Annotated in this window: 19 protein-coding genes; 5 read left to right on the plus strand and 14 right to left on the minus strand. The window is 62.1% G+C overall.

Features of this window, described 5'->3' with window-relative positions; translation table 11 throughout:
- The first annotated feature begins 346 nt into the window (after nucleotides 1–346).
- Nucleotides 347–2,239 carry a penicillin-binding protein 2 gene (gene mrdA / locus EJD88_RS01525; protein ID WP_099584831.1) on the plus strand — a complete coding sequence of 631 codons (1,893 nt, stop codon included), beginning with the start codon at nucleotides 347–349 and terminating at the stop codon, nucleotides 2,237–2,239.
- A 1-nt stretch (nucleotide 2,240) separates the two neighbouring features.
- On the opposite strand, the gene EJD88_RS01530 is transcribed toward mrdA, so the two are convergent.
- Nucleotides 2,241–2,642, minus strand: a complete 402-nt coding sequence (locus tag EJD88_RS01530; RefSeq protein WP_099584832.1) for a GFA family protein — start codon at nucleotides 2,640–2,642, stop codon at nucleotides 2,241–2,243.
- 99 nt (nucleotides 2,643–2,741) lie between these two features.
- Here EJD88_RS01530 and EJD88_RS01535 point away from each other — a divergent pair, with 99 nt between their 5' ends.
- From EJD88_RS01535 to EJD88_RS01550, 4 genes are all read left to right on the plus strand, one after another.
- Nucleotides 2,742–3,209 carry an SRPBCC family protein gene (locus tag EJD88_RS01535; protein ID WP_158876374.1) on the plus strand — a complete coding sequence of 156 codons (468 nt, stop codon included), beginning with the start codon at nucleotides 2,742–2,744 and terminating at the stop codon, nucleotides 3,207–3,209.
- 115 nt (nucleotides 3,210–3,324) lie between these two features.
- The gene (locus EJD88_RS01540) at nucleotides 3,325–5,682 is read left to right on the plus strand and encodes a DNA polymerase II (protein ID WP_158876376.1); all 2,358 of its coding nucleotides are present in this window, start codon (nucleotides 3,325–3,327) and stop codon (nucleotides 5,680–5,682) included.
- Nucleotides 5,683–5,724: 42 nt separating this feature from the next.
- On the plus strand, nucleotides 5,725–6,357 hold the full coding sequence (locus tag EJD88_RS01545; RefSeq protein ID WP_158876378.1) for a glutathione S-transferase N-terminal domain-containing protein: 633 nt from the start codon (nucleotides 5,725–5,727) through the stop codon (nucleotides 6,355–6,357).
- Nucleotides 6,358–6,521: 164 nt separating this feature from the next.
- Entirely contained in the window at nucleotides 6,522–7,097 is a 576-nt protein-coding gene (locus tag EJD88_RS01550) for a DUF4174 domain-containing protein (RefSeq protein ID WP_112194421.1), read from the plus strand.
- A 40-nt stretch (nucleotides 7,098–7,137) separates the two neighbouring features.
- On the opposite strand, the gene EJD88_RS01555 is transcribed toward EJD88_RS01550, so the two are convergent.
- From EJD88_RS01555 to EJD88_RS01615, 13 genes are all read right to left on the minus strand, one after another.
- Complete coding sequence (locus EJD88_RS01555; RefSeq protein WP_158876380.1) at nucleotides 7,138–8,181, minus strand: acyltransferase family protein; 1,044 nt, start codon at nucleotides 8,179–8,181, stop codon at nucleotides 7,138–7,140.
- Between the two features lie 22 nt (nucleotides 8,182–8,203).
- Nucleotides 8,204–9,613 carry a lipid II flippase MurJ gene (locus EJD88_RS01560; RefSeq protein ID WP_158876382.1) on the minus strand — a complete coding sequence of 470 codons (1,410 nt, stop codon included), beginning with the start codon at nucleotides 9,611–9,613 and terminating at the stop codon, nucleotides 8,204–8,206.
- Nucleotides 9,613–11,049: an O-antigen ligase gene (locus EJD88_RS01565; RefSeq protein ID WP_112194427.1), complete on the minus strand. Its 1,437-nt coding sequence runs from the start codon at nucleotides 11,047–11,049 to the stop codon at nucleotides 9,613–9,615. Before EJD88_RS01565 ends, EJD88_RS01560 begins: the two co-directional genes overlap by 1 nt.
- On the minus strand, nucleotides 11,046–12,149 hold the full coding sequence (locus tag EJD88_RS01570; RefSeq protein ID WP_158876384.1) for a glycosyltransferase family 1 protein: 1,104 nt from the start codon (nucleotides 12,147–12,149) through the stop codon (nucleotides 11,046–11,048). The genes EJD88_RS01565 and EJD88_RS01570 overlap by 4 nt, the downstream gene beginning before the upstream one ends.
- Nucleotides 12,140–13,357, minus strand: coding sequence for a glycosyltransferase family 4 protein (locus EJD88_RS01575; protein ID WP_158876386.1), 1,218 nt, complete (start codon nucleotides 13,355–13,357; stop codon nucleotides 12,140–12,142). The genes EJD88_RS01570 and EJD88_RS01575 overlap by 10 nt, the downstream gene beginning before the upstream one ends.
- 8 nt (nucleotides 13,358–13,365) lie before the next feature.
- On the minus strand, nucleotides 13,366–14,694 hold the full coding sequence (locus tag EJD88_RS01580; RefSeq protein ID WP_158876388.1) for a cellulase family glycosylhydrolase: 1,329 nt from the start codon (nucleotides 14,692–14,694) through the stop codon (nucleotides 13,366–13,368).
- Nucleotides 14,684–15,874: a glycosyltransferase gene (locus EJD88_RS01585; protein ID WP_158876390.1), complete on the minus strand. Its 1,191-nt coding sequence runs from the start codon at nucleotides 15,872–15,874 to the stop codon at nucleotides 14,684–14,686. The genes EJD88_RS01580 and EJD88_RS01585 overlap by 11 nt, the downstream gene beginning before the upstream one ends.
- Nucleotides 15,874–17,865: an exopolysaccharide transport family protein gene (locus EJD88_RS01590; protein WP_099584844.1), complete on the minus strand. Its 1,992-nt coding sequence runs from the start codon at nucleotides 17,863–17,865 to the stop codon at nucleotides 15,874–15,876. The genes EJD88_RS01585 and EJD88_RS01590 overlap by 1 nt, the downstream gene beginning before the upstream one ends.
- A gap of 14 nt (nucleotides 17,866–17,879) precedes the next feature.
- Nucleotides 17,880–18,656: a polysaccharide biosynthesis/export family protein gene (locus EJD88_RS01595; protein ID WP_099584845.1), complete on the minus strand. Its 777-nt coding sequence runs from the start codon at nucleotides 18,654–18,656 to the stop codon at nucleotides 17,880–17,882.
- Between the two features lie 29 nt (nucleotides 18,657–18,685).
- A complete protein-coding gene (locus EJD88_RS01600) occupies nucleotides 18,686–19,597 on the minus strand; it encodes a glycosyltransferase family 2 protein (RefSeq protein WP_099584846.1) in 912 nt (303 codons plus the stop codon).
- Nucleotide 19,598: 1 nt separating this feature from the next.
- Nucleotides 19,599–21,059 (minus strand): mannose-1-phosphate guanylyltransferase/mannose-6-phosphate isomerase, encoded by a 1,461-nt coding sequence (locus tag EJD88_RS01605; RefSeq protein WP_158876392.1) that lies wholly within the window; start codon nucleotides 21,057–21,059, stop codon nucleotides 19,599–19,601.
- Complete coding sequence (locus tag EJD88_RS01610; protein WP_099584848.1) at nucleotides 21,059–22,498, minus strand: undecaprenyl-phosphate glucose phosphotransferase; 1,440 nt, start codon at nucleotides 22,496–22,498, stop codon at nucleotides 21,059–21,061. The genes EJD88_RS01605 and EJD88_RS01610 overlap by 1 nt, the downstream gene beginning before the upstream one ends.
- Nucleotides 22,499–22,932: 434 nt before the next feature.
- Nucleotides 22,933–25,419, minus strand: a complete 2,487-nt coding sequence (locus tag EJD88_RS01615; RefSeq protein ID WP_158876394.1) for a TonB-dependent receptor — start codon at nucleotides 25,417–25,419, stop codon at nucleotides 22,933–22,935.
- Between the last annotated feature and the right edge of the window lie 84 nt (nucleotides 25,420–25,503).

The raw sequence follows: 25,503 nt of genomic DNA on the forward strand, positions 1-25,503 counted from the left end.
AACTCAGTAGTGAAACGATGCATCGCCGATGGTAGTGTGGGGTTTCCCCATGTGAGAGTAGGTCATCGTCAAGATTAAATTCCGAAACCCCATTTGCGAAAGCAGATGGGGTTTTGTTTTGGGCGCTCGGAAAGCGCCGCGATTGTCTCCGGGGCGCTTCTCGTATATCCGCCGGGGCGGCAGGACGACCCCCTAGCCATCAATCTGCAAACCCTCCTCCAAGTACCGTTGAGGAATTCAATGCAAAGTGTTTCTGCATTTTTGGTATGGTGCAGCACATTTTCCCAAGGATTGATCTTTCATCGCAGGATGCGGCGTCGACCTTCTTCAACGAGATGCGGTAGCAATGCCTGAACCTATAACGATTAAAGATCACGAAAAAGAGCACCGTCTGGTCAATAAACGCCTGCTCGCTTGTGCGCTGTTGGTGATTGGCATTACATGCGCCCTGGTGGGGCGTATGTATTTCCTGCAGGTCGTGCAGTTCGACTATCACTCCACCATCTCTGAAAACAACCGTGTTCATGTGCTGCCCATCACGCCGACGCGTGGGCTAATCTACGACCGCAACGGCGTGGTACTCGCCGACAACCGCCCCAGTTACAACCTGACCATCACCCGGGAGCGCACCGCCGACCTCAAGGGCGAATTGGACGATATCGTCAACCTTCTGCACCTGCCTGCCGAGGACCGCGGACTGTTCGACAAAGCCCTGAAGCAGGCACGTCATCCTTTTGTCCCGGTGACATTGTTTTACGAGTTGACCGAAGAACAGATCGCATTGCTGGCAGTGAATGAGTTTCGCCTGCCAGGTGTCGACGTAGAGCCGCAGTTCGTCCGTCACTATCCGTTAGGCGCGCACTTCGCTCACTCGATTGGCTATGTGGGACGCATCAACGAGAAAGAATCCAAGGCCCTGGACTCGGTGGAGTACCGCGGCACGCAATCCATCGGCAAGACCGGTATTGAGCGATTCTACGAGTCCGAGTTGCACGGTCATGTCGGCTATGAAGAAGTCGAGACCAACGCCCAGGGCCGTGTGCTGCGAGTGCTCAAGCACACCGATCCGATCCCTGGAAAAAGTATCGTCCTGAGCCTTGACGTTAAACTCCAGGAAGCGGCAGAGGAGGCCCTTGGCGATCGCCGTGGTTCGGTGGTTGCCCTTGACCCGCAAACAGGCGAAGTACTGGCCATGGTCAGCAAACCGAGTTTCGACCCGAACCTGTTCGTCACCGGCATCAGCTTCAAGGAATACGCTGCACTGCACGACTCCATCGACCGACCGCTGTTCAATCGCGTCCTTAGAGGCCTGTATGCACCGGGCTCGACCATCAAGCCAGAAGTGGCCATCGCCGGTCTGGACAGCGGCGTAGTCACCGCTCAAACCCGGGTGTTCGACCCCGGTTACTACCAACTGCCCGACTTCGACCATAAATACCGTAACTGGAACCACAGTGGCGACGGTTGGGTGGACATGGACGCAGCCATCATGCGCTCCAACGACACCTACTTTTACGATTTGGCCCACAAGCTGGGTATCGACCGCCTGCACGACTATCTGGCGGAATTCGGCCTTGGTCAGAAGGTCTCCCTGGATATGTTCGAAGAGTCAGCTGGCCTGATGCCATCCCAGGCTTGGAAACGTGCAACCCGCCGCCAGCCTTGGTTTCCGGGCGAAACCGTGATCCTCGGCATCGGCCAGGGCTACATGCAGGTCACGCCGCTGCAACTGGCCCAGGCCACTGCGCTGATCGCCAACAAAGGTGTATGGAACCGACCGCACCTGGCCAAGACGATCAATGGCGTACCGCCCGTTGACGAAAACCCCATGCCGAACGTTGTGCTCAAAGACCCGCGTGACTGGGAGCAGGTCAACCACGGCATGCAACTGGTGATGCACGATCCGCGCGGTATCGCCCGGGCTGCTGCGCAAGGCGCGCAATACCGCATCGCCGGCAAGAGTGGCACCGCCCAGGTAGTCGCGATCAAGCAGGGCGAACGCTACAACCGCGAGAAAACCCTGGAACGCCACCGTGATAACGCCTTGTTTGTCGGCTTTGCTCCTGCGGAACATCCGAAAATCGTAATTTCGGTGATGATCGAAAACGGCGAGGCGGGTGGTCGCGTCGCGGGGCCGGTGGTGCGGCAGATCATGGATGCTTGGTTGCTGGACCAGGAAGGTCACCTGAAGCCGCAATATGCAACGCCGGCCAAGGCACCGGGCGATCCGCGCGTCTAGGTCATATCTTCCACTCGTCCCAGTGCTCCACGTCCTCATAGGCAAGCCAGGGCACTTCATGACTCGTCCAGATGTGCGAGGTAGGACTGACGCCCGGATCATCATCCAGCGTCGCCACTCGCACAATGACATGAGGTTGCTGCCTGCGTTCCGCCATCAGGTGTGAGCCGCAGCACTTGCAGAAATGTCTGAATTTACCCGGTGACGATTGGAAGGCCACGAGCAGTTCCTCTCCCTGCGTCCAGCGAAAATGCTCGCGCATCACCCCGGCCGTTGCGACAAACGCCGCCGCGTGTATTTTGCGGCAACTTATACAGTGGCAGTGGCTGATGGGCATATCCAATGTGTCCACTTGATAGCGCACACCTTTGCAGAAGCAACTTCCATTCAATGGTTCAGTCATAACGTATTGCCGGGTTCAAGGAGGGGGTCATCATCATTGCTTACAACCTCAGGTTGCGCATTGTTTGATGTCGCCTACTGTCAATGGAGGAGGTGACTTATGCACGTATTAGATCGCATCGAGCGAAAGGTCCTGCTCAACGCTTCACGCAAACAGGTCTGGGAAGCGCTGACCAATGCCGAGCAATTCGGTCATTGGTTTGGCGTCGCCCTTAAGGACAAAGTCTTTGTGGCCGGAGAAACCATCGAGGCCCAGATTACCTACTCAGGTTACGAGCACGTTGTCTGGAAAGCCAAAATCGAACGCATCCTGCCACAGACGTTGTTTTCCTTCTGGTGGCATCCGTTTGCGGTGGAGAAGGGCGTCGATTATGACAAGGAAACGCCCACCCTGGTGGAGTTCACCATTGAAGATCGCGCGCCGGGCATCCTGCTGCGGGTGGTCGAATCCGGCTTCGACAAAGTGCCCCAAGCCCGCCGCCAGAAGGCCTTCAAGATGAACTCTCGTGGCTGGGACGAGCAAATGGGTAATATCGAAGACTTTCTGAACAAAGCCCGTCGGGCGTGAACCAAACGGGCATCATTGCTGATGCCCGAGCTTGCCGCTTTCAGCTTTCATGGGGGCGTTTGCCACGATGCCGCGTAGAATCAACGCCTGAAAGCGATTCCTGAGGTGCGGTACGGTGGATTTACAGCAGGGTTTTGTCCTGACCCGGCATTGGCGCGATACCCCGGCGGGCACGGAGGTGAGTTTCTGGCTGGCCACCGACCAGGGGCCAAGGTTTATCCGCCTACCCGTGCAGACCTCGGTGATGTTTATCCCTGAAGCCCACCGCAAGCCACTTGATTGGCTGCTCAAGGGCGAGCGCGATATCGAACTGCGCCCGCTGCAGTTGTGCGATTTCCACCACCGTCCGGTGCTGGGCCTGTATACCCGCCAGCACCGCCAACTGATGGATGTGGAAAAGCGCCTGCGCGCGGCCGGCGTCGATGTCTACGAAGCCGATGTACGCCCGCCTGAGCGCTATATGATGGAGCGCTTCATCACAGCCCCCGTCTGGTTCGGCGGCACGCCCGACGCCACGGGCGCGCTGTGCGACGCGCAGATGAAACCCGCGCCCGATTACCGCCCCCCGCTCAAACTGGTGTCCCTGGACATCGAGACCACCGCCCAGGGCGACCTGTATTCCATCGCCCTCGAAGGCTGCGGTGAGCGCCAGGTCTACATGCTCGGCCCGCCGAACAAAACCGATTCAGTCGACTTCAAGCTCGACTACTGCGACACCCGCGCCCAACTGCTCGAACGCCTCAACCAATGGCTCGCCACCTTTGATCCTGACGCGATCATTGGCTGGAACGTTGTGCAGTTCGACCTGCGCGTGCTCCACGAGCATGCCCAACGCCTCAAGGTGCCGCTCATGCTCGGGCGTGGCGACGAACCCATGGCCTGGCGCGAACACGGCAGCCGCAATCATTACTTCGCCGCAGCGGCGGGGCGCCTGATCATCGACGGGATCGAAGCCCTGCGCTCAGCCACCTGGAGCTTCGAATCCTTCAGCCTGGAAAACGTCGCGCAAACCCTGCTGGGCGAAGGCAAGGACATCTCCACGCCCTACCAGCGCATGGACGAAATCAACCGCATGTTCGCCGAGGACAAGCCTGCCCTGGCGCGCTACAACCTCAAGGACTGCGAACTGGTCACGCGGATTTTCGAGAAGACCGAACTGCTCAAGTTCCTGCTCGAACGGGCCAGCGTCACCGGTCTGCCGGCCGACCGCAATGGCGGATCGGTCGCCGCATTCACCCACCTGTACATGCCGCTGATGCACCGCCAGGGTTTCGTCGCACCCAACCTGGGGGACAAACCGCCCCAGGCCAGCCCCGGCGGCTTTGTCATGGACTCGCGTCCCGGCCTCTACGAATCGGTGCTGGTACTCGATTACAAAAGCCTCTACCCGTCGATCATCCGCAGCTTTCTGATCGACCCCGTGGGCCTGATCGAAGGCCTCAAATACCCGGAAGACAGCGACTCGGTAGAAGGCTTTCGCGGTGCGCGTTTTTCCCGCACGCGTCATTGCCTGCCGTCCATCGTCGCCCGTGTCTCCGAGGGCCGCGAAGTGGCCAAGCGTGAACACAATGCGCCGCTGTCCCAAGCCCTGAAAATCATCATGAACGCGTTCTACGGCGTGCTCGGTTCCAGCGGTTGCCGCTTTTTCGATACCCGGCTGGCCTCGTCGATCACGATGCGCGGCCACCAGATCATGCGTCAGACCCGCGAGCTGGTTGAGGCTCAAGGCTATGAGGTGATCTACGGCGACACCGACTCCACCTTCGTCTGGCTCGGCAAGGCCCATTCCCAGGAGGATGCCAGCCGGATCGGCCAGGCATTGGTGCAGCACGTCAATGCGTGGTGGCGCGAGCATCTGCACAGTGCATTCGGCCTGCAAAGTGCCCTGGAGCTGCAATACGAAACCCACTTCACGCGCTTTCTCATGCCGACCATTCGCGGTGCGGAGGAGGGCAGCAAAAAACGCTATGCCGGCTTGGTCACCCGCGCCGATGGCCGCGAAGACATGGTCTACAAAGGCCTGGAGACCGTGCGCAGCGACTGGTCGCCCCTGGCCCGGCAATTCCAGCAGGAACTCTACCAGCGCATCTTCCACCGCCTGCCCCATCAAGACTACATCCGCGATTACGTACGCCGTACCCTGAGCGGCGAATTCGACGAACTGCTGATCTACCGCAAGCGCCTGCGCCGCCGGTTGGATGACTACGAACGCAATGTGCCGCCCCACGTGCGCGCCGCGCGCCTGGCCGATGACTACAACGACCGCCTCGGGCGCCCGCGCCAGTACCAGCGTGGCGGTTGGATCAGCTATGTGATCAGTGTCAACGGCCCTGAGCCGCTGGAAGTGCGCCAAGCCCCCATCGACTACGATCACTACGTCACCCGGCAGTTGCAGCCGGTGGCGGACGCGATTCTGCCGTTTGTGAATGACGATTTCAGCACCTTGGTCGGCGGACAAATGGGGCTGTTCTGACCTTTAACCACGGTGTATCCCCAGCGATAGGAGACAACGCCCATGTACACGCTCTACGGCACTGACGAATCCGGCTCCTGCATGATCGAGATTGCCTTGCAACGTTGCGCGGTGCCGTGGCACCGGGTGGACGCCAGTTCGTGGCAGGAGAGCGCGGGCAGCGATGCCCTGGCGCGCATCAACCCGCTCAAGCAGATCCCTACGTTGGTCACGCCCGATGGCCAGGTGCTGACCGAAAGTGCGGCGATCCTGATCCACCTGGGCCTTGAGTTTCCCGGCTCACAGCTGCTGGGCGGCGACCGTGCGCAAGTCATCAGGGGCCTGGTGTACATCGCCGCCAATTGCTATTCGGCGATTGGTATTATCGACTACCCGCAACGCTGGCTGGGCAATGCCAATGAAGCGGCCCAAGCGCAGCTGGCAACCGGGACTCGTCGCTATCTGCATCAGGCCTGGGTGGTGTTCGCCGATCAGTTCGAACACCAGCTGTTTGACCCGAACGGTGAGCCGAATGCACTGGCAATCATGGCCGCAGCCGTGTCGCGCTGGGACGACGCGCGTGAGGCATTGAGCGGCTTGGCCCCCGGCTTTGCCCAGACGCTGGCGCAGGTGGATGCCGACCCTGTCGTGGCCCCTGTGTTTGCGCGGCATTGGCCGGACTGGAAGGTCTCGTAATGTGTCCGCAATCAACGGAAACAATCACGCATGTTCGCGCCAAACCCTTGCTTAGCGGGCTCCCTGACCTACGCTTTCTTAAAGCTGTGTAGGAATCATCCTTGAATTTGACTGTCGCAGACATGAAACTCAAGAACCCTGCATGGAATTCAAAGGAGGTGCGCATGCTCATCCGGTCGCTGACCCTGGCTACCTTGATGGCTTTTACGGGGCCGCTGTTGGCTGCTGATGATATCAACCCGCTCAAGCAGGACCTGGGCAAGGCCCGGCCGCTTGTGGTGGTGGAGCTTGATTCAGGCAACTCCACGCTGGCGACCCTCAAGAAACAACTGGACGAACCTGCCACCAAGCAGTCCTTTGAAGAGCGCGCCATGGTGTTCTACACCGTGAAGTTCGGCAGCATCGGCGCCGAAGGCGAGAAGTTCGCCAAAGACCCCAAGGACAACAAAAAGCTCACGCCGCCCGAAACCAACGCACTGATCCGTGCGCTCAAACTGGGCGCGGGCAGTGGCACCAAGGTGATCCTGATTGGCAAGGACGGCGAGAAAAAAGTCGAGAAAACCGTGCCACCGGATACCCTCGACCTGAAGGAGTTCTTCAGCACCATCGACCAGATGCCCATGGCGGAGAAAGAAGCCGCTGCCGCCGCAGAACCCGAGCCGGCCCCACCTGCGCCAGCCAAGGGCGCCAAACCGGCCAAACCGGGCAGCAAGCCCGCCCCGCAACAACTGGACGATTGAAACACAGGCCTATGTGGGCGCTGCTCGCTCCCACATAGGTTCAGCGGCGCTGTCCAGGCGCTTTGCGTACCGGAAACGGAAAGTAGAAAAACCGCAAGAACGCTACCCGCTTGATCACTTCCCCGATCAACAACGGCACCACCACGGCCACGACAAAACCGATGCAGGCCGCGATAAATGAATGCAGCCCGAGACGCTCCATCAGGTCGAAGGTCTTGTGTTGGATCTCGCCATGAAAGATCAACAGGATCAGGGTCGACTGGCCGATATAGGTCATAGCCCGGGTGATCAGTGCCGATACCATCAGCACCCGCGCCAACGCCCAGCAGAGGTACACGCCGATCACCGCCAGCAGGCTGGTCCACAGCCAATGGTCGTAGCGTCGTTGCGCCAGGTCCATGGTATCGCCTCGATAGAGGAACACCGCAGCGAACAACCCGATGGAAACCAGCAAGGTCAGCAAGGAGCCCTCATGCTTGCGCAGCCAGTCGCGCAGCAAGTAGCCGTAGACAAAACACGCGCTGCTGATCAGGGTGATATCCAGGCTGAACGGCAACCCTGGCAACACCCACGCGTGGCCGCCGATGGTTACCGGCAATTGCCAGAACCACGGCAGCGTCCAGATGCCAATCAGCAGCGGCACCAGCATCACCAGGCAACTCAGTGCGAGCGGCAGGCGTTGGATCAGGCGCAACAGCAGCCAACTGAACAGAATCGCGACCCAGAAGTGCGGCAAAAACCACAGCGCCTGCCACGGGATGGTGTCCACCGAGGCGTACAGCACGCCGCCGATGTCCGGCAGCAACGGCTGGCCGCGCAACACATCGCGCACGATCACATACAACAGCATGGTGAAGAAAAAAGGCTTGAGCAGGCCATCGGCCTTGCGCACGGCCATTTCCACAAACGGCTGCTCTGGCTTGAAAAACACCCCGGACAGAAAGAAGAACAACGGCAGCACGAACGACGCGAGGATCGGATACATCAGCTCCCGGGATGTCGCAACAAACCAGCTGTGGGCATACACGATCACCAGGATGCCGATGCCTTTGGCGATATCCATCTGGATCCAGCGATGTTTCATGGGTGTCTCCCCAGTCGATCCTTCATGCCTTGCGCCATGGCTTGAGCCACAGCCCCATCCCGAGCAACACCGCCGCGCCGGCCAGTGTGCCCACCCCCAGTTGCAGCCACACGCCTTCAAGACGAAACAACACCAGTGCCGCCACGCCCAGCGCCAGCGCATTGAGCAGCCAGTGCCGTGCCCAGGGCAGGGCGCCGAGCAGTGCCTGGCGCTGCATCAGCAGCAGCCCGGTGCACATCACGCCCGCCAGCGCAGCCAGTGGAATCCCGGCCAGGCCGAACACAAACGGCAACACGCCGAGCAGCAGCACGTTGACCAGGCTGCCGAGCAATTCGCAACGCAGCGGCTGGCGCGTGTCGCCGGCGGCGTAGGCGTAACGCGCAAGCAAGGCGTTCCAGGCGCCGAACACCAACGGCACCGCAAACCACGCCAGCAGCAGCGGCAACGGCGAGTCTGCCGATTGTTGGGGCAACAGCAGCGCCACCAGGCTCGGTGCCGCAGCGACCAGCCCGACGCCGGCGGGCAGGGTCAGCATGCTGGCGGTTTCCAGGCCGCGCTTGAGCAGGGCCAGGCGCGCATCGCCCTGGCGCCGGCTCATCATGCCCAGCAGCACCTGGTTGAGGCTCATCAGAGCAATCAGCGGCAGGTTCATCAGCTTGCGGGCCAGGTTGACCCACGTCACCGCGCCCTCGCCGAGCAGCGAGGCCACGAGTCTTTCGATCAGCGCCAAGCCCTGGCTGGCCCCGTTGCTGATCAACAAGGGACCGATACGTTCGCCCAGCTCGCGCAGCGGCGCGTAGGTCAGTTGCCAGCGCCACGGCCGCCAGCCCTGGCGCCACATCGACGGCAGCAACGCCAGTGGCATCAGCAGGCTCCCGGCGAGGCACGCCAAGGCCAGTGAGTGAGGTTGGGTCGCGGTGCCCGCGAGGGCGAGGTACGTCACGGGTGGCAGGTTGAACAACAACGAGCCCAGCCCGGCCAGCACAAAACGTTCGCTGGCCTGCAACGGAATGCTGAACAACGCATGCAGCATCAAGCCCGGTACGCACCAGGCGACGACCTGCAGGTTGCTGCTGGCCATCGCCGTCGCAGTGTCGGCCAGCCCCGGTCCGAGCACTTGCACCAGCCACGGCGCCGACAACGTCAGCAGCAGGCTGGTGACCAGGGCGATCAGCATCAAGGCCGGAAACAACACCGCCAGCCAGTCCAGCCGTTCGCCGTCCTTGCGCGCCAGGTACAACGGCAACGCCGCCGCACTGAGCACGCCGCCGGCCAATGACATGCGCAGCGCCTCGGGCAAAAACAGCGCAATCAGGAACGCATCGCTGCGCTCTCCCGCGCCCCAGGCCGCCACCAGCAACCATTCACGTGCAAACCCCAGGCACAGGCCCAACAACGTCGCCAGGGTCAGCCATGCGGCGGAGCCGAGCATCAGGGCTGTGCGCCGTTGAGCAGCGGTTTGCGATAGACCACCGTTTTGACCTGCGGCAGGCGCGCCGGAAACAGTCGCCGCGCTTCCAGTACGTTGATGCCCACCATCAGCCAGAACAGCGCCACCATCACCACTGCAAAACTGAAGTAGTGGTCAAACAAGCCGCTCACCAGCGCCGCCAGAATCCCCGCCGTGGTGCCCAGCCACAGGGCGTTGTCCTTGGTCAGACGGATCGGGCCTTTCTCCGGGCGGGCTTCACGCCACCAGCGCACGGTCACCGCCACAAACAGCAGCATGCCGACGAGGCCGATCTTGTAGATGTAGTTCAGCCACAGGTTGGAGATGCCCAGGAGGTGAGTGCCCGGCACCGGCGGGTCGACCTTGAAACCGATGCCCAACGGGTACGCCGCCACGGCTTGAGGGAACATGCGGTACTCGTCAAAACGCACTTCGGTACTGGCGTTGTCCGAGGAAAAAATCGTCGCCAGACGATCCTGCAACGGCGGATAAGCCATCACCAGCGCCACCGTCAGCGCCGCGCCGATCATCAACAGGCGACCGGTGTACGGCACGCGCCGGGTGGCCATCCACATCAGCACCAGCGCCAGGCTGACCATCGCGCCACGGCTACTGGCCAACAGCAGCGCGGCCGCTCCCAAGCAGGCCACGCCCAGGCCCAGTGCGCGTTTCCAGCCTTGCTCGGTCATGCCGAAACAGAAGGCCAGTGGCAGCAGCAACGCCATGATCCCGCCGATGGCATTCGGGTGGGTCCACGGCGAGCCCATGCGCGAAGACATGGCCTCCAGACCAAATTTGAGCGTGTCGAAGTTGGCGTAGTTGAACAGCCCCAGGATGGGCGCGATCCCGGCCCCTGAGCGCGTACTTACGAACACTGCGATGGACAGCACCAGCATCGCCAGGGTGCCGAGCAACAGGGCGATCACCAGGGACTCGCGGCGCTTCTGGTCCACCAGCAATTTAGCGGCGAGGAACACCCCCGACAGGTTCAGCAACCAGCGCAGCCAGTTGGCCAGGCCACTGCTGCTGTCGGCCTGGGTGATGACCTGCCCGACGATGAAGGGGAACACGCTGAACAGCATCAACCACAGCAGCATCTGATCGGTGGGACGTCGGACCAGGCTGGGCGCCTGGGGCAGGCGCGAGAGGAAGCTGTGCCACAGGATCGCGCCCCAGGTCAGGGCCAGAATCGCCTCGCTCACCGTGGTACGAATGCCCAGGTTGACCGTCGAGTACGGCATGAACGTCGCCACGGCGGCAAACAGCAACAGGCCCCAGAACGGAAAGCGCAGGATGGTCACCGCCGCCGCCAGGCCGGCCACGGCGACAAACGCCTTGGCCGGCGACAGCAGCAGGGCCAGGGCGCCAAACAGCAGGCCGAAGAGGATCGCGACGAGGCTTGCCAGATTGTCTCTCACGTCAGTTCCTCGATCAGTTCGGCCAGGCGCCGACGGTAGGCTTGGTGGTTGAAGCGCTGCGCCCATTGGCGCCGTTGCTCGGGGGATTCTTCGTCGGCCTGCTCACCCAGGCCGATCATCAAGTGCACCAGCGCCGGGCCATCGGTGGGCGAAAAGCGCGGGGCCGAGGGCGGGGTGATTTCATCCAGTGACGTACCGCTGGCCACCGCGACGGGGGTGCCGACGCTCAGCGCTTCGATCACCGGCAGGCCGAACCCTTCGGCATAGGAGGGTTGCCACAGGCGCGAGGCCTGGCGGTACAGCGCGTGCAACTCTGCATCCGACACACCGCTCAAGGCGCGAATGCCCGGCAGCGTGCGTTGGGCTTCGGGCAAATGATCGAGGCTGCCTACCAGGACCAGCTCCGGCACGGCGGATGATTGGCTGCGTGCCTGCTGCCAGGCGTCCACCAGGAACGGCACGTTCTTGCGCAACTCGCGGGTGCCCACCAGCAACCAGTAACGCGCTGGCAACTGGCGTGCGCTGAGGTCGGCGGCCAGCGCAGAGAACCCGTCGACCTGGTTGGGCAGTACGCGAATCTTGCCCGCCGCCTTGGGAAACAGCCGCGCGGTTTCATCGGCGCTGTACTGCGACGGCGTCCATACGCGGTCGGCGCTGTGTACCGCGTAGGCAATCGACAGGCGATCGCTGGTCTTGTAGATCAACGCCTTCATCCGGTTGGCGTGGTAGTTGTCCAGGGTGATCTGAAACAGATCATGCAACAGCACGACGGTGCGCAACCCCTGCGGTTTGGGTGGTAGCGGCAGGCCCATATTGAAAGTGCTGATGTACAGATCGATATGCTGTTCGCGCAAGGCCCGCGGCAGGAAACCCGCCTCGAAACGCAGGCGATTCTGCGGTTGATGCATGGCCGTCTTGGCGCAGCCCCAGGGCGGACAATGGGCCCACAACCGGGTTTCATCGCCCAAAGGCGCCACGGTAAAGCGCTCGACCTCGGTGCCCGGCAGGGTGTGCAGCGCACTTTCCAGCGCATACACCTGGCGGCTGATGCCCGATTGCGGCGAGGTGCCGACGGTGCGGTAATCCAGGCCTACACGCATGCCGGCTCCTTTTGGTTTTGCGGCACGAGGGTGGCGTAGACCTGCTCCAGCTGGCTGGCGGCGACGCTCCAGTCATGGGCGCGACGCACATAGGCGCGGCCCGATTCCCCCATGGGGGTGGCGGCGCCGGGAAATTGCAGCAGGCGCACCACCGCATCGGCCAGCTCGGTGGCGCTTTGTCCGCCGAGGTAGTCCAGGCCTTCCACCAGGTCCAGCCCGGAGACGCCTTGCTCGGTGCTTGCCAGCGGCAAGCCGGCGGCCAGGGCTTCGAGCACCTTGAGTTTCGAACCGCCGCCGTGGCGCAACGGCGCCAGAAACACCGAGCAGCTCGATTGCAGATTCAGCAGGTTGGGCACAAAGCCTTGCCATTCGATGCGCGGGTCTTTCCAGCGCTCGCGCCAACTGTCCGGCATGCCAAAACCGCACACGCTCATGCGCGCGTCCGGGCAGCGCACCCAGATCTTGGGCAGGATTTCATCCAGGGCCCACTCGATGGCGTCCACGTTCGGCGCGTATTCATAGTTGCCAAGGAACAGCACACGGCGGGTCGACGGGTCGGGATGGGCGCCGGCAAAGTGATCGCAGTCCACGCCATTGACCACCACGGGCACCGGTTTGCCGGCTATTTTTTCCAGGGTCTTCGCGTCGCTGTCGGTGACGGCCACCACCTGCGCGGCCTGGCGCATCACTCGGCGTTCCCAGCGCGCATAGCGCCATTGATCGTAGCGAATGAAGGGCAGCGCCCAGCGCGGCAAACGGTCGTAAGTGGCCGCGCCGAGGGCAGACTCAACATTATGTTCGGTCAGCACAAACGGCTGGGATCTACGCGCCAGGGCATCTTCGTAAGGCTGGAAGCTGTAGCTGTGCTCGATCTGCACCACGTCCCACGGCTCACCCAGCAACCAATTGAAGGTGTCCTGCAACTCGCCCGACAAGCCATTCACGCTGGCCAGCAGCGGGTAGGGCGCCAACAGCCCGGCCACCAGGGTCGTGAAGCTGCGCAACGGGCGGCGCGGCAGGATGATCAACTGTTCGACAAACGCTTCCAGCACCTGGCGGTCGGTGAGCGACACCGGGTGCTTGTCATGCAGCAACAAGGTGATCCGGTGCCCACGCGCCGCCAGGCTGCGCAGCAGATGGAACTGGCGCGTCTTGCCGCCGCTGGTGGCGGGCGAGGGCGAGTAGGGCAGGATCCATAGAATGCGCATGGCAGGCCTCACTCCCATAACAGAATTTGCAGGTTCGGCTTGACCGTGACAGTCAGCCCGTGGGTGCCGCTCACCGGGGTTTGCGTGCCACGCAGCGGGTCATACAGGGTGGCGCTGGCCAAGCCGGGCAAGTGGGCATTGCCACCCTCGGCCGACCAGAAAAACCACAACTTGCGCCCGTCGGTGCGGGTCCAGCCGATGCTGAACAGGCCGTCGGGCAACTGGTCGGCGCTGGGCGGGTCGCCGGGGGTGAGCTTTGGCCCGCTGACGTCGAGGAAGTTTTTCAGCGCGCTGTAGACCGGCTTGGGGTTGGCGTCGATGTCCAGCAAACCGTAGGACTGATCACGCACGCTGGCGCGCTGGTCCAGATCGCTCAAGGTGAACAGGAAGACCTTGTCGTAATCCAGCGCGCTCATCAGTGCCAGGCGACGCACCACGTAATCGGCCTGGGCCTGGGGGGTGATGATGTCCTGGGCGTCCTTGGGACCGGTGTAGGTCGACCAGCCCCACTCGGTGCTCCACAGGGTCTGCACGCCGGCGTTGCGCAGCGCCTGGTTGAGCGCGCTGGTCTTGGCGATAAAGTCCAGGTTGGCCGGGTCGTTGCCTTCGGGCAATTGGGTGTAGGGATGGTAGGAGATAACAGTGTTCAGGCTGGCCACACCGAGTGCGCCGAGGGCGTCCAACATGGTCTGGCCGTTGGGCATTTCGCTGAAGAACGCCATGCCGGCAGCGACCACCGGTTTGCTCGGGGTCACGGCCCGTAGCGCGGCGGCGGTGCTGGTCAGCAGCGTGGCGTAGCCGGCCGGATCGGCCACCGGGCGCCAGAAGCCCAGCAGGTTCGGTTCATTCCACACTTGCCAGGCGTCGACGCTGGGGTAGCGCTGAGCCAGCAATGCCATGCGGTTGGCGAATACGTTCGGGTCTTTCGGCGGGTACTGGTCCTGATACGGCGCACCCACCGGTGCGGTCGTGGCGAACGGTGCCGAACCGACCAGGTAGAACACCGACTTGAGTTGGTTGTCCTGCAGCTTGCCCACCAGTTGATCCAGGGTCGCCACTTGGTACTGGCCTTCGACGGGTTCCAACTGATCCCAATGCAGGTCCAGGCGCACCCACTCCAAGCCCAGCGCCTTGAGACGATCGATCTGCTTCTGGTAACGCTCGGGGCTGAACCACAGGAACTGCGCGTTCACCCCTAGAAAATCCTTCCACACCACCTCTTTGTTGCCCTTGAGCACATGGTTTTCGGCGTCCGCCTGGCGCCCCCACAAAAACGCGGTCAGGCCCAGGGCGGCGACCACGGCCAAGGTGGCAAAGTAGGTGTGTTTACGTGCCATGGCGGGTGCCCTCGATGGCCTGCTCAAACAGTGTCTCGAATTTCAGCGCGGTCAACGGCCACAAGCGCTCGCGGCCGATTTCGCCGGCGCGCTCGGCCCAGTCCCGGGCCAGCAGCGGTGTGCGCGCCAGGCGCAGCAGTTGCTCGCTGAGTGCGGTCACGTCGCCTTCGGGGTAGATGGCGCCGTTGCCGCTGGCGACTTCTTCGGCAAACGCACGGGCATCCGAGGTAATCGCACCACGACCGCACGCCGCTGCCCAGGACAACGCGCCGCTGGTGCCGCGTTGGCGCCCGAGCAGGCCGAGTTTTTTCGATTCACGGTACGGCAGCACCATCACATGGTGCGCCTGGATAGTCTGGGCGATCTCGTCGGCCGGCAGGTTCAGTCGCCAGTCGATGGCATCCGTCAGGCCGAGGTCGGCGATCTGGCTGTTCAACTGTTCCAGGTAATTGCCGCCTGCGCCGAACGCCATTTCGGCAGCAGTACCGCCGGCCAGGGTCAGGCGCACACGGTCACGCCGTTCGGGGGCTTGTTTGAACACAGCAGCCAGGGCCTGCAACAGGTCCTCGATGCCTTTGCCACGGTAGATAAAACCGAAGTACAGCAGGTGCAACGTGTCCAGCGGCGGCAGCGGCACGGGTGGGATGGCCAGGTTGGCGTGGTTGATCACCGCCACTTTGCCCGCCGGCAATTGCATGCGCTGGCTCAGGCATTCGGCGCCCAGGCGGGTGAGGGTGATCAGCCGTGTCAGGCCTTTTGCGACCTGGCGCTCTTCACGCAGGGTCAGCGGGTCGGCCAGCACCACCGCCGCCTGGGGCAGCGGGCTGGGCAAGCGTTCCAGCAGGTTCAACGGAAACGGCAACTGCTCGCGCCGCCACACGATCCGTTCCGGGTCATGCACGGTGGCGGTCAAGGGCAAGGCCGGGTGGGCCTTGCGCAGTTCACGCAGGGCCAGAAACTCACCCAGGCGCCCGCCGCCCAACTCGGCGTGGACTAGGTCCACGCTCTGCCAGTCGAACGCAGCGATGGCGTGCTTGATCGCCTCGCTGTTGCCCGCCACACCGGTCAACGGCGTCAGCACCGTCACACCCAGGTGTTCCAAAGCCGTGCGGAAATGGTTCGCGTAGTCGGCGATCCCGTTTTTTTCCGGCGGCAATGGGGCGAGCAGGGCGATGCGCATCAGAACACCCTCTGGTACTTGGCGATGGTCTTGAGCACTTTGGCCGGCACTTCGAACTTACGCCGGTTGATGATGATGCCGTCCACCTTGCCGAACGCCGTATTGAGGATCGACAGCGCGTGCTCGACCACGGGCACTGTGCTGGTATTCGCTTCCACCACCAGGGCGATCAGGTCGGCGCGGCGCAGGTTGATAAACGCATCGCGGTTATCCAGCAGTGCGGACGCGTCCAGCAGCACCACTTCGCCCGGCTGGGCGGGTTCAGCCCCGCCGACACGCACGGTGATGCCGTTTTCCTCAAGCAACCTACGCAGGTGTTCCACCACAAATGTCACCCCTTCGCCATGGCGCGCCGAGGTCAGCCCCAGCGTCATGCCTTGCTCGGCAATCCGCTCCAACTGCAGCAAGCCGTACAGGCGGTAGATGCTCGCGTTGAACGCGTTGGTGCCTTGGGCGGTGCTGGTGTCCAGCTCCGGCAGGGTGGTCCACAGCGGCAGGCCGAACTTGCGTTCCACCAAACCGCCGTCGTGGATGCGCTGGTCGAGCAGGTAGCACAGGTAGATCACCAACAGGCCCACGACGATGGCAAACGGAATCGCCAACAGCAGCATCATCAGGGTTTTCGGGAAGATGCGGCCGGGGTTCAGGGTGGCCTCTTCGATCACCGCGATGTTGCTGATCTGACTGTTATCCAGTTCACGGTCGATGCGCGATTTTTCCAGGTTGTCCACGTACAGCGCGTAGTTGCGTTCGGCGGTGCTCAGCTCGCGGCCCAGGCGGGTCAACTCCGGTTCAATCTCCAGGGCTTGCTTGCGTTGGGCTTCCAGGTTGCTCAGTTGCTTTTGCTGCTGGAGCAGTTGGGTGCGCAGTGCCAGGTTGTTGCTCGTTTCATCCAGCAGCACCCGCTGCAAGTGGATTTCCAGGGTGTTGGGCGCACGGTTTTCCGAGCTCTGCACGGTGTTGCTTTCACTGGCGACGTGGGCCTGCATCGCGCGGATCGACGCATCCAGGGCTTTGACCGGCGGCGCGTTATCCGTGTAGGTGCGCAGCATGTCGGCCTTTTCCAGCAGCTTCTGGTTGAGCAGGCGACGCAAGTCTTGCTGCTGCGGGTTAAGTGCGATCTGGCGCACCGTGGTCACTTCCTTGGGCTGCGTCTTGAGCTGGGTGCGGGTGCTCCCGATGGCGCTGTCGGAAGACGCGATCAGGCGCGAAGTATTGAACGTCTCGCCGCGCAACACATTGATGCGCTCGGACAAGTCCTCCAGGCGATCAGTGATGCTGGCTGCGCCGATCTCATTGAGGTGCTTGAGAATCTGCTCCTTGAGGCTCTTGATCTCGGTGGCGCTGGTGGACACCTGGCCTTCATAGAAGACATACAGGCTCTTACGCCCCAGTGCCTGGGTGCGTTCGTTGATGTAGGTCTCGACCCAGTCCTTGACCACCGCCTGGGCGATTTGCGGGTCACCCCAGGTGAAGCTGATGTCCATCACCGTGGAACCCGCGGCGTGACTAACGTCGAAGTTCTTCTCCAGGCTGGCTGCCAGGCGTTCGACCGGCGTGGTTTTTTCAACGATGCCCACCGTTTCCAGGACCACGCGCAGGCCGTCGAAGACGCCGTCGACCGCACTTTTGACGTAGTACTTGGTGCGCTTCAAAAAGCCCTCGGGCGGCGGCTGATTGGCAATCGCTTCCAGGTAGTGCTCGGCCACGGCCCTCACGATAGGGCGCCCGGTCAGCAGCCGCTCTTCATCGACAATCGGGTCGCGCTGGGTGCTGGGCATTACCAGTGCCTGGCGGTTACTGATCTCAATGGGCAGGGTCGAATCGCGCCCCGGTTTCACCAGCAGTCGAGCGGTGGATTCGTACTTGGCCGGCAGCAGGAAAGCCCCCAGCAGTATGATCACCAACGCGGCAATGGCGGCCAGCTTGAACTCGTGCCGGAAGATGAAGAACAGGCGTAGCAGATCACGAAAAGAACGGATCTCGATCATGGGATGTCGCTCCTTTAGTTGTTGCCGCCGCTGGTGCGCGTGTAGTTGTAGCCAACCCCAATGGACTTGGTGAACGGGATCAGTTGGTTCATGTAGGTATCGACTCCCTGAATGCGCTCGCCCACGTTGGATTTGGGCACGAACACCACATCACCGCGTTGCAGGTGCACCGGTTTGCGCCCGTTGGGGCCGGTCCTGAGCAGTTGGCTGAAGTCCAGGAAATAGGCGCGATAGGCGCCTTGGGCGTCTTCGCGCAGCAGCGCAACCATGCTGGCGTTGCCCGCCGGACTCACCCCGCCGGCACCGACAATCGCCTGTTCCAAGGTGTTGGCCGTGGCGATCTGCACCGCCGTCGGGTTATTCACCGCGCCGCCGACAATCACCGTGTTGCCGGGCGCCTGGTTGATGTTCACCGTCACACGCGGCTCGCGGTACGTCTGCGCAAGCTTGCCGGTCAGCTCTGTCGCCAGCTCCGAGGGCTGGCGCCCGGCAACCTGGATCGGCCCCAGGAACGGGTAGTTGATCTTGCCGTCGGTCTGCACGGTGTACAGCGTCAACTCGTAGATCGTGCTGACGTTGAACGCCGACAGCGTCGGCATCTCGCCGGCATCGCGCACGATGCGCAACTGGTCGCCGATACGGATGCGTTCCACCGCCGGCGGCAGTTGGGCCAGTTGTTCGAGGGCGCGCTTGCCTTCCTCGACGGTCTTGCTGTCGGGCGGCACGATGCGCGCCGGCGTATTGCAGGCGGCCAGAGCCATCATGGCCACGACGAGCAGGGTTCGTTTCATCAAGGGGGACTTCCTGTGGGTCATGATGCTCACCTCCAATAACCGGGAAACATGCTGATGCGCCGCTTGAGGGCGAGAGGCAGGCGACGCTCAAGATGGCCCAGGCGATAACCGAGCAACTTGAACGCACTGCGTACCAGCACCTCCGGCACGCGGTGCAAGGCGCCGGCTTTGCGCAAGGCCGCGAGTTCGGCCAGTACATAGCGTTTGCCTTCGCCACCCGCGTCGCCAAAGGCCTGTTTGATCCACGGCTCGCGGCCATAGAACACGCCGATATCGAAGTAGCGATGAAATTCGTCCATGAGTTTGTAATCGTGTGAGTGATGCACCAGCGCCGTGGCGGCGTAGCGCACCTTGTAGCCGTCGAGCAGCATGCGCGCAGCGACGTAGGCGTCTTCGCTGCCGATCACGTCGACGGGGAAACCTCCCACCGCGTGCAACGCACTGCGCCGGTACACGGAAAACGAGTCGGAGCTGAAGCAGGTCTTGATCCCCAGCGTGGGCGCATCGGCCAGGCTTTTACTGCGGCTGTGCTCGGGGTAGTTGAAGTGCCGCGATTGCGCGCCCAGCACCCCCGCGTCGGGGTGGGGCAGTTGGCGTCCGTAGGCGACGCCGTTGAGCGGGTCCTGCTGCAACTCGGCGAGCAGGTTGGCGAAGGTCTCGGGCGTGGCGGGAATGGCGTCCTGGGTCATCACGATCAACGCATCGCCACCCACCTGCTCGCTGGCCCAGCGGCGGGTGCCGCCGTGGTTGAAGTCACGGGCGTCGATCACTTCGACCCGAGCGCCGAACTCGCGAAAACGCGCCACGGTGTCATCGCTGGAGGCGCTGTCCACCACCAGCATCTCGTCCGGCTGCAGGGTTTGCATTTTCAGCGCCGGCAGCAGGCGTGCCAGGTGGCTGGAGGCGTTACGGGTCGGGATGATCAGGGACGTGCGCATATCATTTTTTCACGTCGGCGGGCGCACGGCCGTAGATGTCGTCGAAGCGCACGATGTCGTCTTCGCCCAGGTACTCGCCGCTCTGCACCTCGATCATCACCAGGTCGATGATGCCGGGGTTGGTCAGCCGGTGTTTGTGCCCGGCCGGGATGTAGGTGGACTCGTTGGCGTTGATCAGGAATTCCCGTTCGCCGTTGGTGATCTGCGCCGCGCCGCTGACCACCACCCAGTGCTCGCTGCGGTGGTGGTGCATCTGCAATGACAGCGATGCCTGGGGCTTGACCACGATGCGCTTGATCTTGAAGCGGCTGCTTTCCTCCAGCACGGTGTAGGTGCCCCACGGCCGGGTGACGGTGCGGTGCAGGCTGTACGCCGGATGGTTCTGGCGCTTGAGCTCGGCGACGATGTAGCGCACATCCTGGCTGCGTTGGGCATCGGCGATCAGCAGCGCGTCGGGGGTGTCGACGATGATCAGGTCGCGCACGCCCACGGCGCCCAATACGCGCTTGGGTGAGTCGATGTAGCAGTTGTGCACGTCATGCAAAATCGCTTCGCCATTGACCTGGTTGCCATGGGCGTCGCTGGGGGTGAGCTGGCGCAGGGCTTCCCACGAGCCGATATCGCTCCAGCCAATGTCACAGGGCACCACGGCCACTTGGTCGGACTTTTCCATCAGTGCTACATCGATGGAAATGTCCGGCGCGCTGCCGAAGGCGTCGGCGTCCAGTTCACGCTGGCGCGAGGTGCTGTTTTGCAGGCTCTGGCTGTGTTCCAGCGCGGCGCGTGCGGCTTCCAGCACGTCCGGGGCATGGGCGGCCAGTTCGTCCACCAGGGTGCTGGCCTTGAAGCAGAACATGCCGGCATTCCACAAGTGCTTGCCGCCGTCGAGGTAGCCTTGGGCGGTCGCCAGGTCGGGTTTCTCGACGAAGCGTTTGACCCGGTTGCCGTGGCGCAGTTTTTCACCTTGTTCGATGTAGCCAAAACCGGTTTCCGGATGGTCGGGCTGGATGCCGAAGGTCACCAGGTAGCCGGCTTCGGCAAGGTCCCGGGCCTGGGTCACGGCGTCGGCGAACGCGACTTCATTGAGAATCAAATGGTCGGCAGGCATCACCAGCAATTGCGCATCGCCGCCGAAGTGTTCCTGCACATGCAGCGCCGCCACCGCGATGGCCGCCGCCGTGTTGCGGCCGAACGGCTCCAGCAGCAAGTCCAGAGGCAGGCGGGCGTTGTTGACCGACCGGTAGTCATCGAGGGTGCGAAACAGCAGGTCGCGGTTGGTCACTGTCAGTACGCTTTCCACCCCAGGCAGTTTGGCGGCGCGCTGGAAGGTTTTTTGCAGCAGGCTCTGGCCGTCACGCATGCGCATGAAGGGTTTGGGCATGTTCTGCCGCGACACCGGCCACAGCCGGGTGCCCGAACCACCGGAAACGATGCAGGGAATCAATCCGTTGAGGGTATTCATCAATAGACTTCCTTGGTGGAAAGGACGGCCGGGACCGTCATGAAAACGATGTACAGGTCAAACCACACCGACCACTTGGAGATGTACTCCAGGTCGTACTCGACACGTTTCTGGATTTTGAACAGAGTGTCGGTCTCACCTCGGTAGCCATTGATCTGCGCCCAACCGGTGATGCCGGGCTTCACGCGGTGGCGCGAGCTGTACTCACTCACTGCCACTTCAAACGGAACACCGGCGGCCTTGGTCGCGGTGGCATGGGGGCGCGGGCCGACCATCGACATGTTGCCCAGCAGCACGTTGAACAGCTGCGGCAGCTCGTCGATGCTGGTCTTGCGGATGATGCGGCCCACGCGGGTGATACGTGGGTCCTGGCGGGTAGTCTGGCGTTCGGCGGTGAAATCGCTCTGGTCGGTGTACATCGAGCGGAACTTGAACACGCGGATTTCGTTGTCGTTGTAACCGTAGCGGTTCTGGCGGAACAGCACCGGCCCCTTGGAGTCGAGCTTGATCGCAATCGCCGTGGCCACCATCACCGGCGACAGACACACCAGCGCCAGGCTGGCGAGAAAGCAATCCTCCAGGCGCTTGATCACCGGCGACCAGCCACGCAGCGGCAGTTGCGAGGTGTTGAACATCAGGATGCCGCCGACGTCGGTGATTTTGCTGTGGCCGTAGCGCAGGGCCGCCATGTCGGGCACCAGCATCACGTTCACCGACATCTGCCGCAGGCGGTTGACCAACCCGTGGATGCGCTGCTCGGCGGCCCACGGCAGGCAGATCATCACTTGGTTGACCTGTTCGGCGCGGATCAGTTTTTCCAGGTCGCGGGTGTTGCCCAACAAGGGCAGCTTGCTCAATTCCTTGGGGATGCGTTCGGTGCGATCGTCGATAAAACCAACCAGTCCGGAACGGATATCGCCATTGCGTTGCAGGTGGTCGGCGACGTGCACGGCGGTGTCGGTAAAACCCAGGATCACTGTGCGTTGCAGGTATTTGCCCTTGCGCATCAGGTTGCGGTAGAGGCGCAGCATCAGCAGGCGTTCCAGGCAGAACAGGCACAGGCTGGCGACGTACCACGCGGCCAGGTTGCGCGGGGTCAACTGCGGGAAAAACTGCAGGATCTGGTACATGAACAGCAGGATGCAAAACGCCGCTGACCACGCCTTGACCTTGGTTTTCAGGCGCAGCCGGTTACTGAACAATTCTTCGGAATAGATGCCCAGAGCCTGGAACAGAATGATCGTCAGGACCGCGAAAAATACCAGCAGGCCGAGGAAATGACTACGTAGCTCCGGGTCCATCGGGTCGATGAAAACCACCAGCACCAACGGGGGCAGAATGGCGCTCAGACCATGTATGAATTTGACGAAAACAACAAAGAACTCAACAAAACCGGCACGCGTTAAAAACAGGCTGTCGACGGACGACTTTTCTCGCATAAAACATCCCTCATTGCACTCCAGGCGCAGCTGTTCGGTTGATGTATTCAATAAAGCAGCAGGCTGCTTTAGAGGCACGTCGAACTACGGCTACGCTGGGTAATACGCAACTTTTCATTCAAAAAATATATATTCATTTGAATGGTTTTCGCGGGTGTCGTGACTAAAGGAGTGTTTCCTTTTCAATGCTAGTCAACGGATTGACGATGGTGCGGAGGTGGCATGCTAGACAGGTTTATCAGTCTCTTTTTCGGCATTTTATTGACATTCCTTGTCCAGTCACTCGGTGAAGGGGGGTGTGTTTTTGAGTGTAGGAACAAATGTGAGATTTTTCCTGCTTAACGGTAAAACCTTTTTATAAACGCGGTAGGAAAGGGGGACAAAGAGGGGAGGCAGGGCGCACTAAGTGCCCTGCCAGCGGGGTTTTCGAGGGGTTAGAAGTTGCCTTTCAAACTCACTGTAAAATTACGCGGTTCGCCGTAAAAGTTGCCCCAGGAGGCGGTGCCCACGGTGTTGTAGTAGGTTTTATCAAACAGGTTGTTGCCGTTGAGCGCCACTGTCCAGGTGTCATCCACGCGGTACGCCAGGCGTGCGTTCCAAGTGGCGTAACCGGGTTGTTCGAGCTTGATGGTCTGCACGCGATAGTTGCTGCTCTGGGCATTGACCCCTGTGCCGACGCTCCATTTCGACAGCGCGCCGTCGAGCTGGTAGTCGCCCCACACGCGCAGCATGTGACGAGGCACGTAGGTGTTGGACGTGCCACCCTGCTTCGCGACGTCGATGGTGCTCAGGGATTGGGTCTGGGTGTAGGTATAGCCGCCGAACAGTTGCAGGCGTTCGAGCACTTCACCGCTGATTTCGGCCTCCACGCCCTGGGCGCGCACCTTGCCTTTATCGGTGTAGCAAAAGCCGTCGGCGGAGGTCGCGCATTGGGTGGTGTAGTCGGACTCGGCGCCGTTTTTCTCAATCGCGCGGAACAATGCCAGGGAGCTGTTGAGGCGCCCGTCGAACCATTCGCCCTTGATGCCCAACTCGTAGTTGTCGCCGACCTTCGGCTGGAGGGCCGCGCCGTCGACGGTGGCGTAAGAGCTTTGCGGCTGGAAAATATCCGCATAGCTGGCGTACACCGAGAGGTGCTCGTTGAGGTCGTAGATCAGCGCGGCAAACGGCGTGACTTCGCCGGTTTCGCGGGTGCGTGCATCCTGCGTGGCCCATTCGCCCCAGGCCAGGTTGTAGGATTGGCGACGGTTCTCGTACCAACTGACGCGGCTGCCGACGATCAGCATCAGCGGCTCGGCCAGGCGCAGGCGCAAGGTGGCATAGGTGCCATATTGAGTGGCGGTCTCCTTGACCGTGCCACCCCGGTACATGTTCGGCCAGAAGCTGCTGTTGGCCGGTTCCGGGAAGTGGTGATCGGGTTGGTAGATGCTCTGGCGCCTGGGCAGGTTCTGGATCGCGTACACGTCGTCCTGGGTACCACGGCTGCCGTTGGCACCGAGGATCAGCTCATGCTCCAGGCCAAAGGCTTCGAACTTGCCGTCGACGTAGGCGTCGAGGCCGAAGTCCTTATGGTTGTAGTCCATCAGCGCCGCGTAAGAGTTGGCGGTGGGCGTCGGGTTGTCGTAGGCGATAGTGCCTTCGCTGGCGGCGTACTTGGTGTCTTGCAGGTTGCGGCTGTGCACTGCCGAGACCTTGAGTTTCCAGTCATCGTTGAATTGATGGGTCAGGTCGGCGAAGAACGTGGTGCGCCGGCTTTGCCAGTCGTTCCAGGACTGGCCCAGACACGTGGAGCGGCTGAGGCTGGCGCTTTTGCCATCGGCGTAGCGCGGCAGGCCGCCCCAGCACGGGCTGGCGTCGACGTCTTCGTAGCTGGCGCCGACGCCCAGGGTGGTGTCGGGGTTGAGGTCGATGTCCAATGCGCCATATAACGCCTGGTCCTGGCGCTTCTGAATGTCCATGTAGGAACCGCGAGTCTGCTGGCTGATCGCTGCGCGGCCGCGCACGGTGCCGCTGTCATTCAACGGGCCACCGGTGTCGACGTCGGCGCGGTAGTTGTCCCAGGTGCCGGCGGACAACGACAGGCTGGTGGTGGGCTTGTCCTGTGGTCGTTTGCGCACGAAGTTCACCGCGCCGCTGGCGGTGCCGGCGCCCTTGAGCATTCCGGCTGCGCCCTTGAGCACTTCCACCCGGTCGTAGATCGCCATGTTGGCGCTGAAACTGTCGGCTTGTACGTAGTCCTTGCCCATGTCCAGTGGCACGCCGTCGTACTGGTACTGGCCGAGCATCTTGAAACCACGGGAATAGAAGTACTTGCCGCCCATGGGCGACTCGTACGTGGTGATCCCCGGCGTGCGTTCCATCACGTCGTCAATGGTGGTGAGGTTCTGGTCATCCATCAGTTGGCGGGTCAGCACACTGACCGACTGCGGTGTTTCCCGCAGGCTATGTTCACCTTTGCCGATGGTCACGGCGCCGGTGGTGTAGGAACCGGTGCCATCGGTAAGGGCACCCAAGCGTTCGCCGGTGACCATTGTGGCGCCCAGGTTCAGGGCACCGGTTTGGGCTACTTGCGGCAGGAGCAACCACGTATTGTTGCCCTGGCGCTGGGCGTCCAGGCCTTGGCCTCGCAGCAACTGGCCAAGAGCCTGTTGCGGGTCGAAGCGGCCGCTGAGGCCTGGGCTGGTCTTGCCGGCGACACTGGTGGCGTCGTACGACAGGCTGACACCGGCCTGACGGGCGAACTGGTCCAGCGCGTTGGCCAGGGAGCCGGCGGCGATCTGCCAGTCGCGGGTCTGGGTATCGCCGGCTGGGGTTTCAGCCCTCACGGCCAGCGGTACGGCGGCGCTGCTCAGGCAGGCGCCGAGCAAAGCGGCCTGCACCGTGCGCTTGAGGGGGGAACGTTGGAAGGGGATCGCTTGCATGACCGCGGGATGCTCCTGAAGGAAGTGAACAGAACCGGCCTGTTGATCGGCCTTTCCTTACAGGTCGAGCGGCAATGCGAATTC

Source organism: Pseudomonas sp. PB105, assembly GCF_009764655.1.
Taxonomy (GTDB): Bacteria; Pseudomonadota; Gammaproteobacteria; order Pseudomonadales; family Pseudomonadaceae; genus Aquipseudomonas; species Aquipseudomonas cyclaminis.

Bases quoted from the DNA above. Each gene is read 5' to 3' on its own strand.
- mrdA (WP_099584831.1), top strand. From the start codon at position 347: ATGCCTGAACCTATAACGATTAAAGATCACGAAAAAGAGCACCGTCTG.
- EJD88_RS01530 (WP_099584832.1), bottom strand. From the start codon at position 2,642: ATGACTGAACCATTGAATGGAAGTTGCTTCTGCAAAGGTGTGCGCTAT.
- EJD88_RS01535 (WP_158876374.1), top strand. From the start codon at position 2,742: ATGCACGTATTAGATCGCATCGAGCGAAAGGTCCTGCTCAACGCTTCA.
- EJD88_RS01545 (WP_158876378.1), top strand. From the start codon at position 5,725: ATGTACACGCTCTACGGCACTGACGAATCCGGCTCCTGCATGATCGAG.
- EJD88_RS01550 (WP_112194421.1), top strand. From the start codon at position 6,522: ATGCTCATCCGGTCGCTGACCCTGGCTACCTTGATGGCTTTTACGGGG.
- EJD88_RS01555 (WP_158876380.1), bottom strand. From the start codon at position 8,181: ATGAAACATCGCTGGATCCAGATGGATATCGCCAAAGGCATCGGCATC.
- EJD88_RS01560 (WP_158876382.1), bottom strand. From the start codon at position 9,613: ATGCTCGGCTCCGCCGCATGGCTGACCCTGGCGACGTTGTTGGGCCTG.
- EJD88_RS01570 (WP_158876384.1), bottom strand. From the start codon at position 12,149: ATGCGTGTAGGCCTGGATTACCGCACCGTCGGCACCTCGCCGCAATCG.
- EJD88_RS01575 (WP_158876386.1), bottom strand. From the start codon at position 13,357: ATGCGCATTCTATGGATCCTGCCCTACTCGCCCTCGCCCGCCACCAGC.
- EJD88_RS01580 (WP_158876388.1), bottom strand. From the start codon at position 14,694: ATGGCACGTAAACACACCTACTTTGCCACCTTGGCCGTGGTCGCCGCC.
- EJD88_RS01585 (WP_158876390.1), bottom strand. From the start codon at position 15,874: ATGCGCATCGCCCTGCTCGCCCCATTGCCGCCGGAAAAAAACGGGATC.
- EJD88_RS01590 (WP_099584844.1), bottom strand. From the start codon at position 17,865: ATGATCGAGATCCGTTCTTTTCGTGATCTGCTACGCCTGTTCTTCATC.
- EJD88_RS01595 (WP_099584845.1), bottom strand. From the start codon at position 18,656: ATGAAACGAACCCTGCTCGTCGTGGCCATGATGGCTCTGGCCGCCTGC.
- EJD88_RS01600 (WP_099584846.1), bottom strand. From the start codon at position 19,597: ATGCGCACGTCCCTGATCATCCCGACCCGTAACGCCTCCAGCCACCTG.
- EJD88_RS01605 (WP_158876392.1), bottom strand. From the start codon at position 21,059: ATGAATACCCTCAACGGATTGATTCCCTGCATCGTTTCCGGTGGTTCG.
- EJD88_RS01610 (WP_099584848.1), bottom strand. From the start codon at position 22,498: ATGCGAGAAAAGTCGTCCGTCGACAGCCTGTTTTTAACGCGTGCCGGT.
- EJD88_RS01615 (WP_158876394.1), bottom strand. From the start codon at position 25,419: ATGCAAGCGATCCCCTTCCAACGTTCCCCCCTCAAGCGCACGGTGCAG.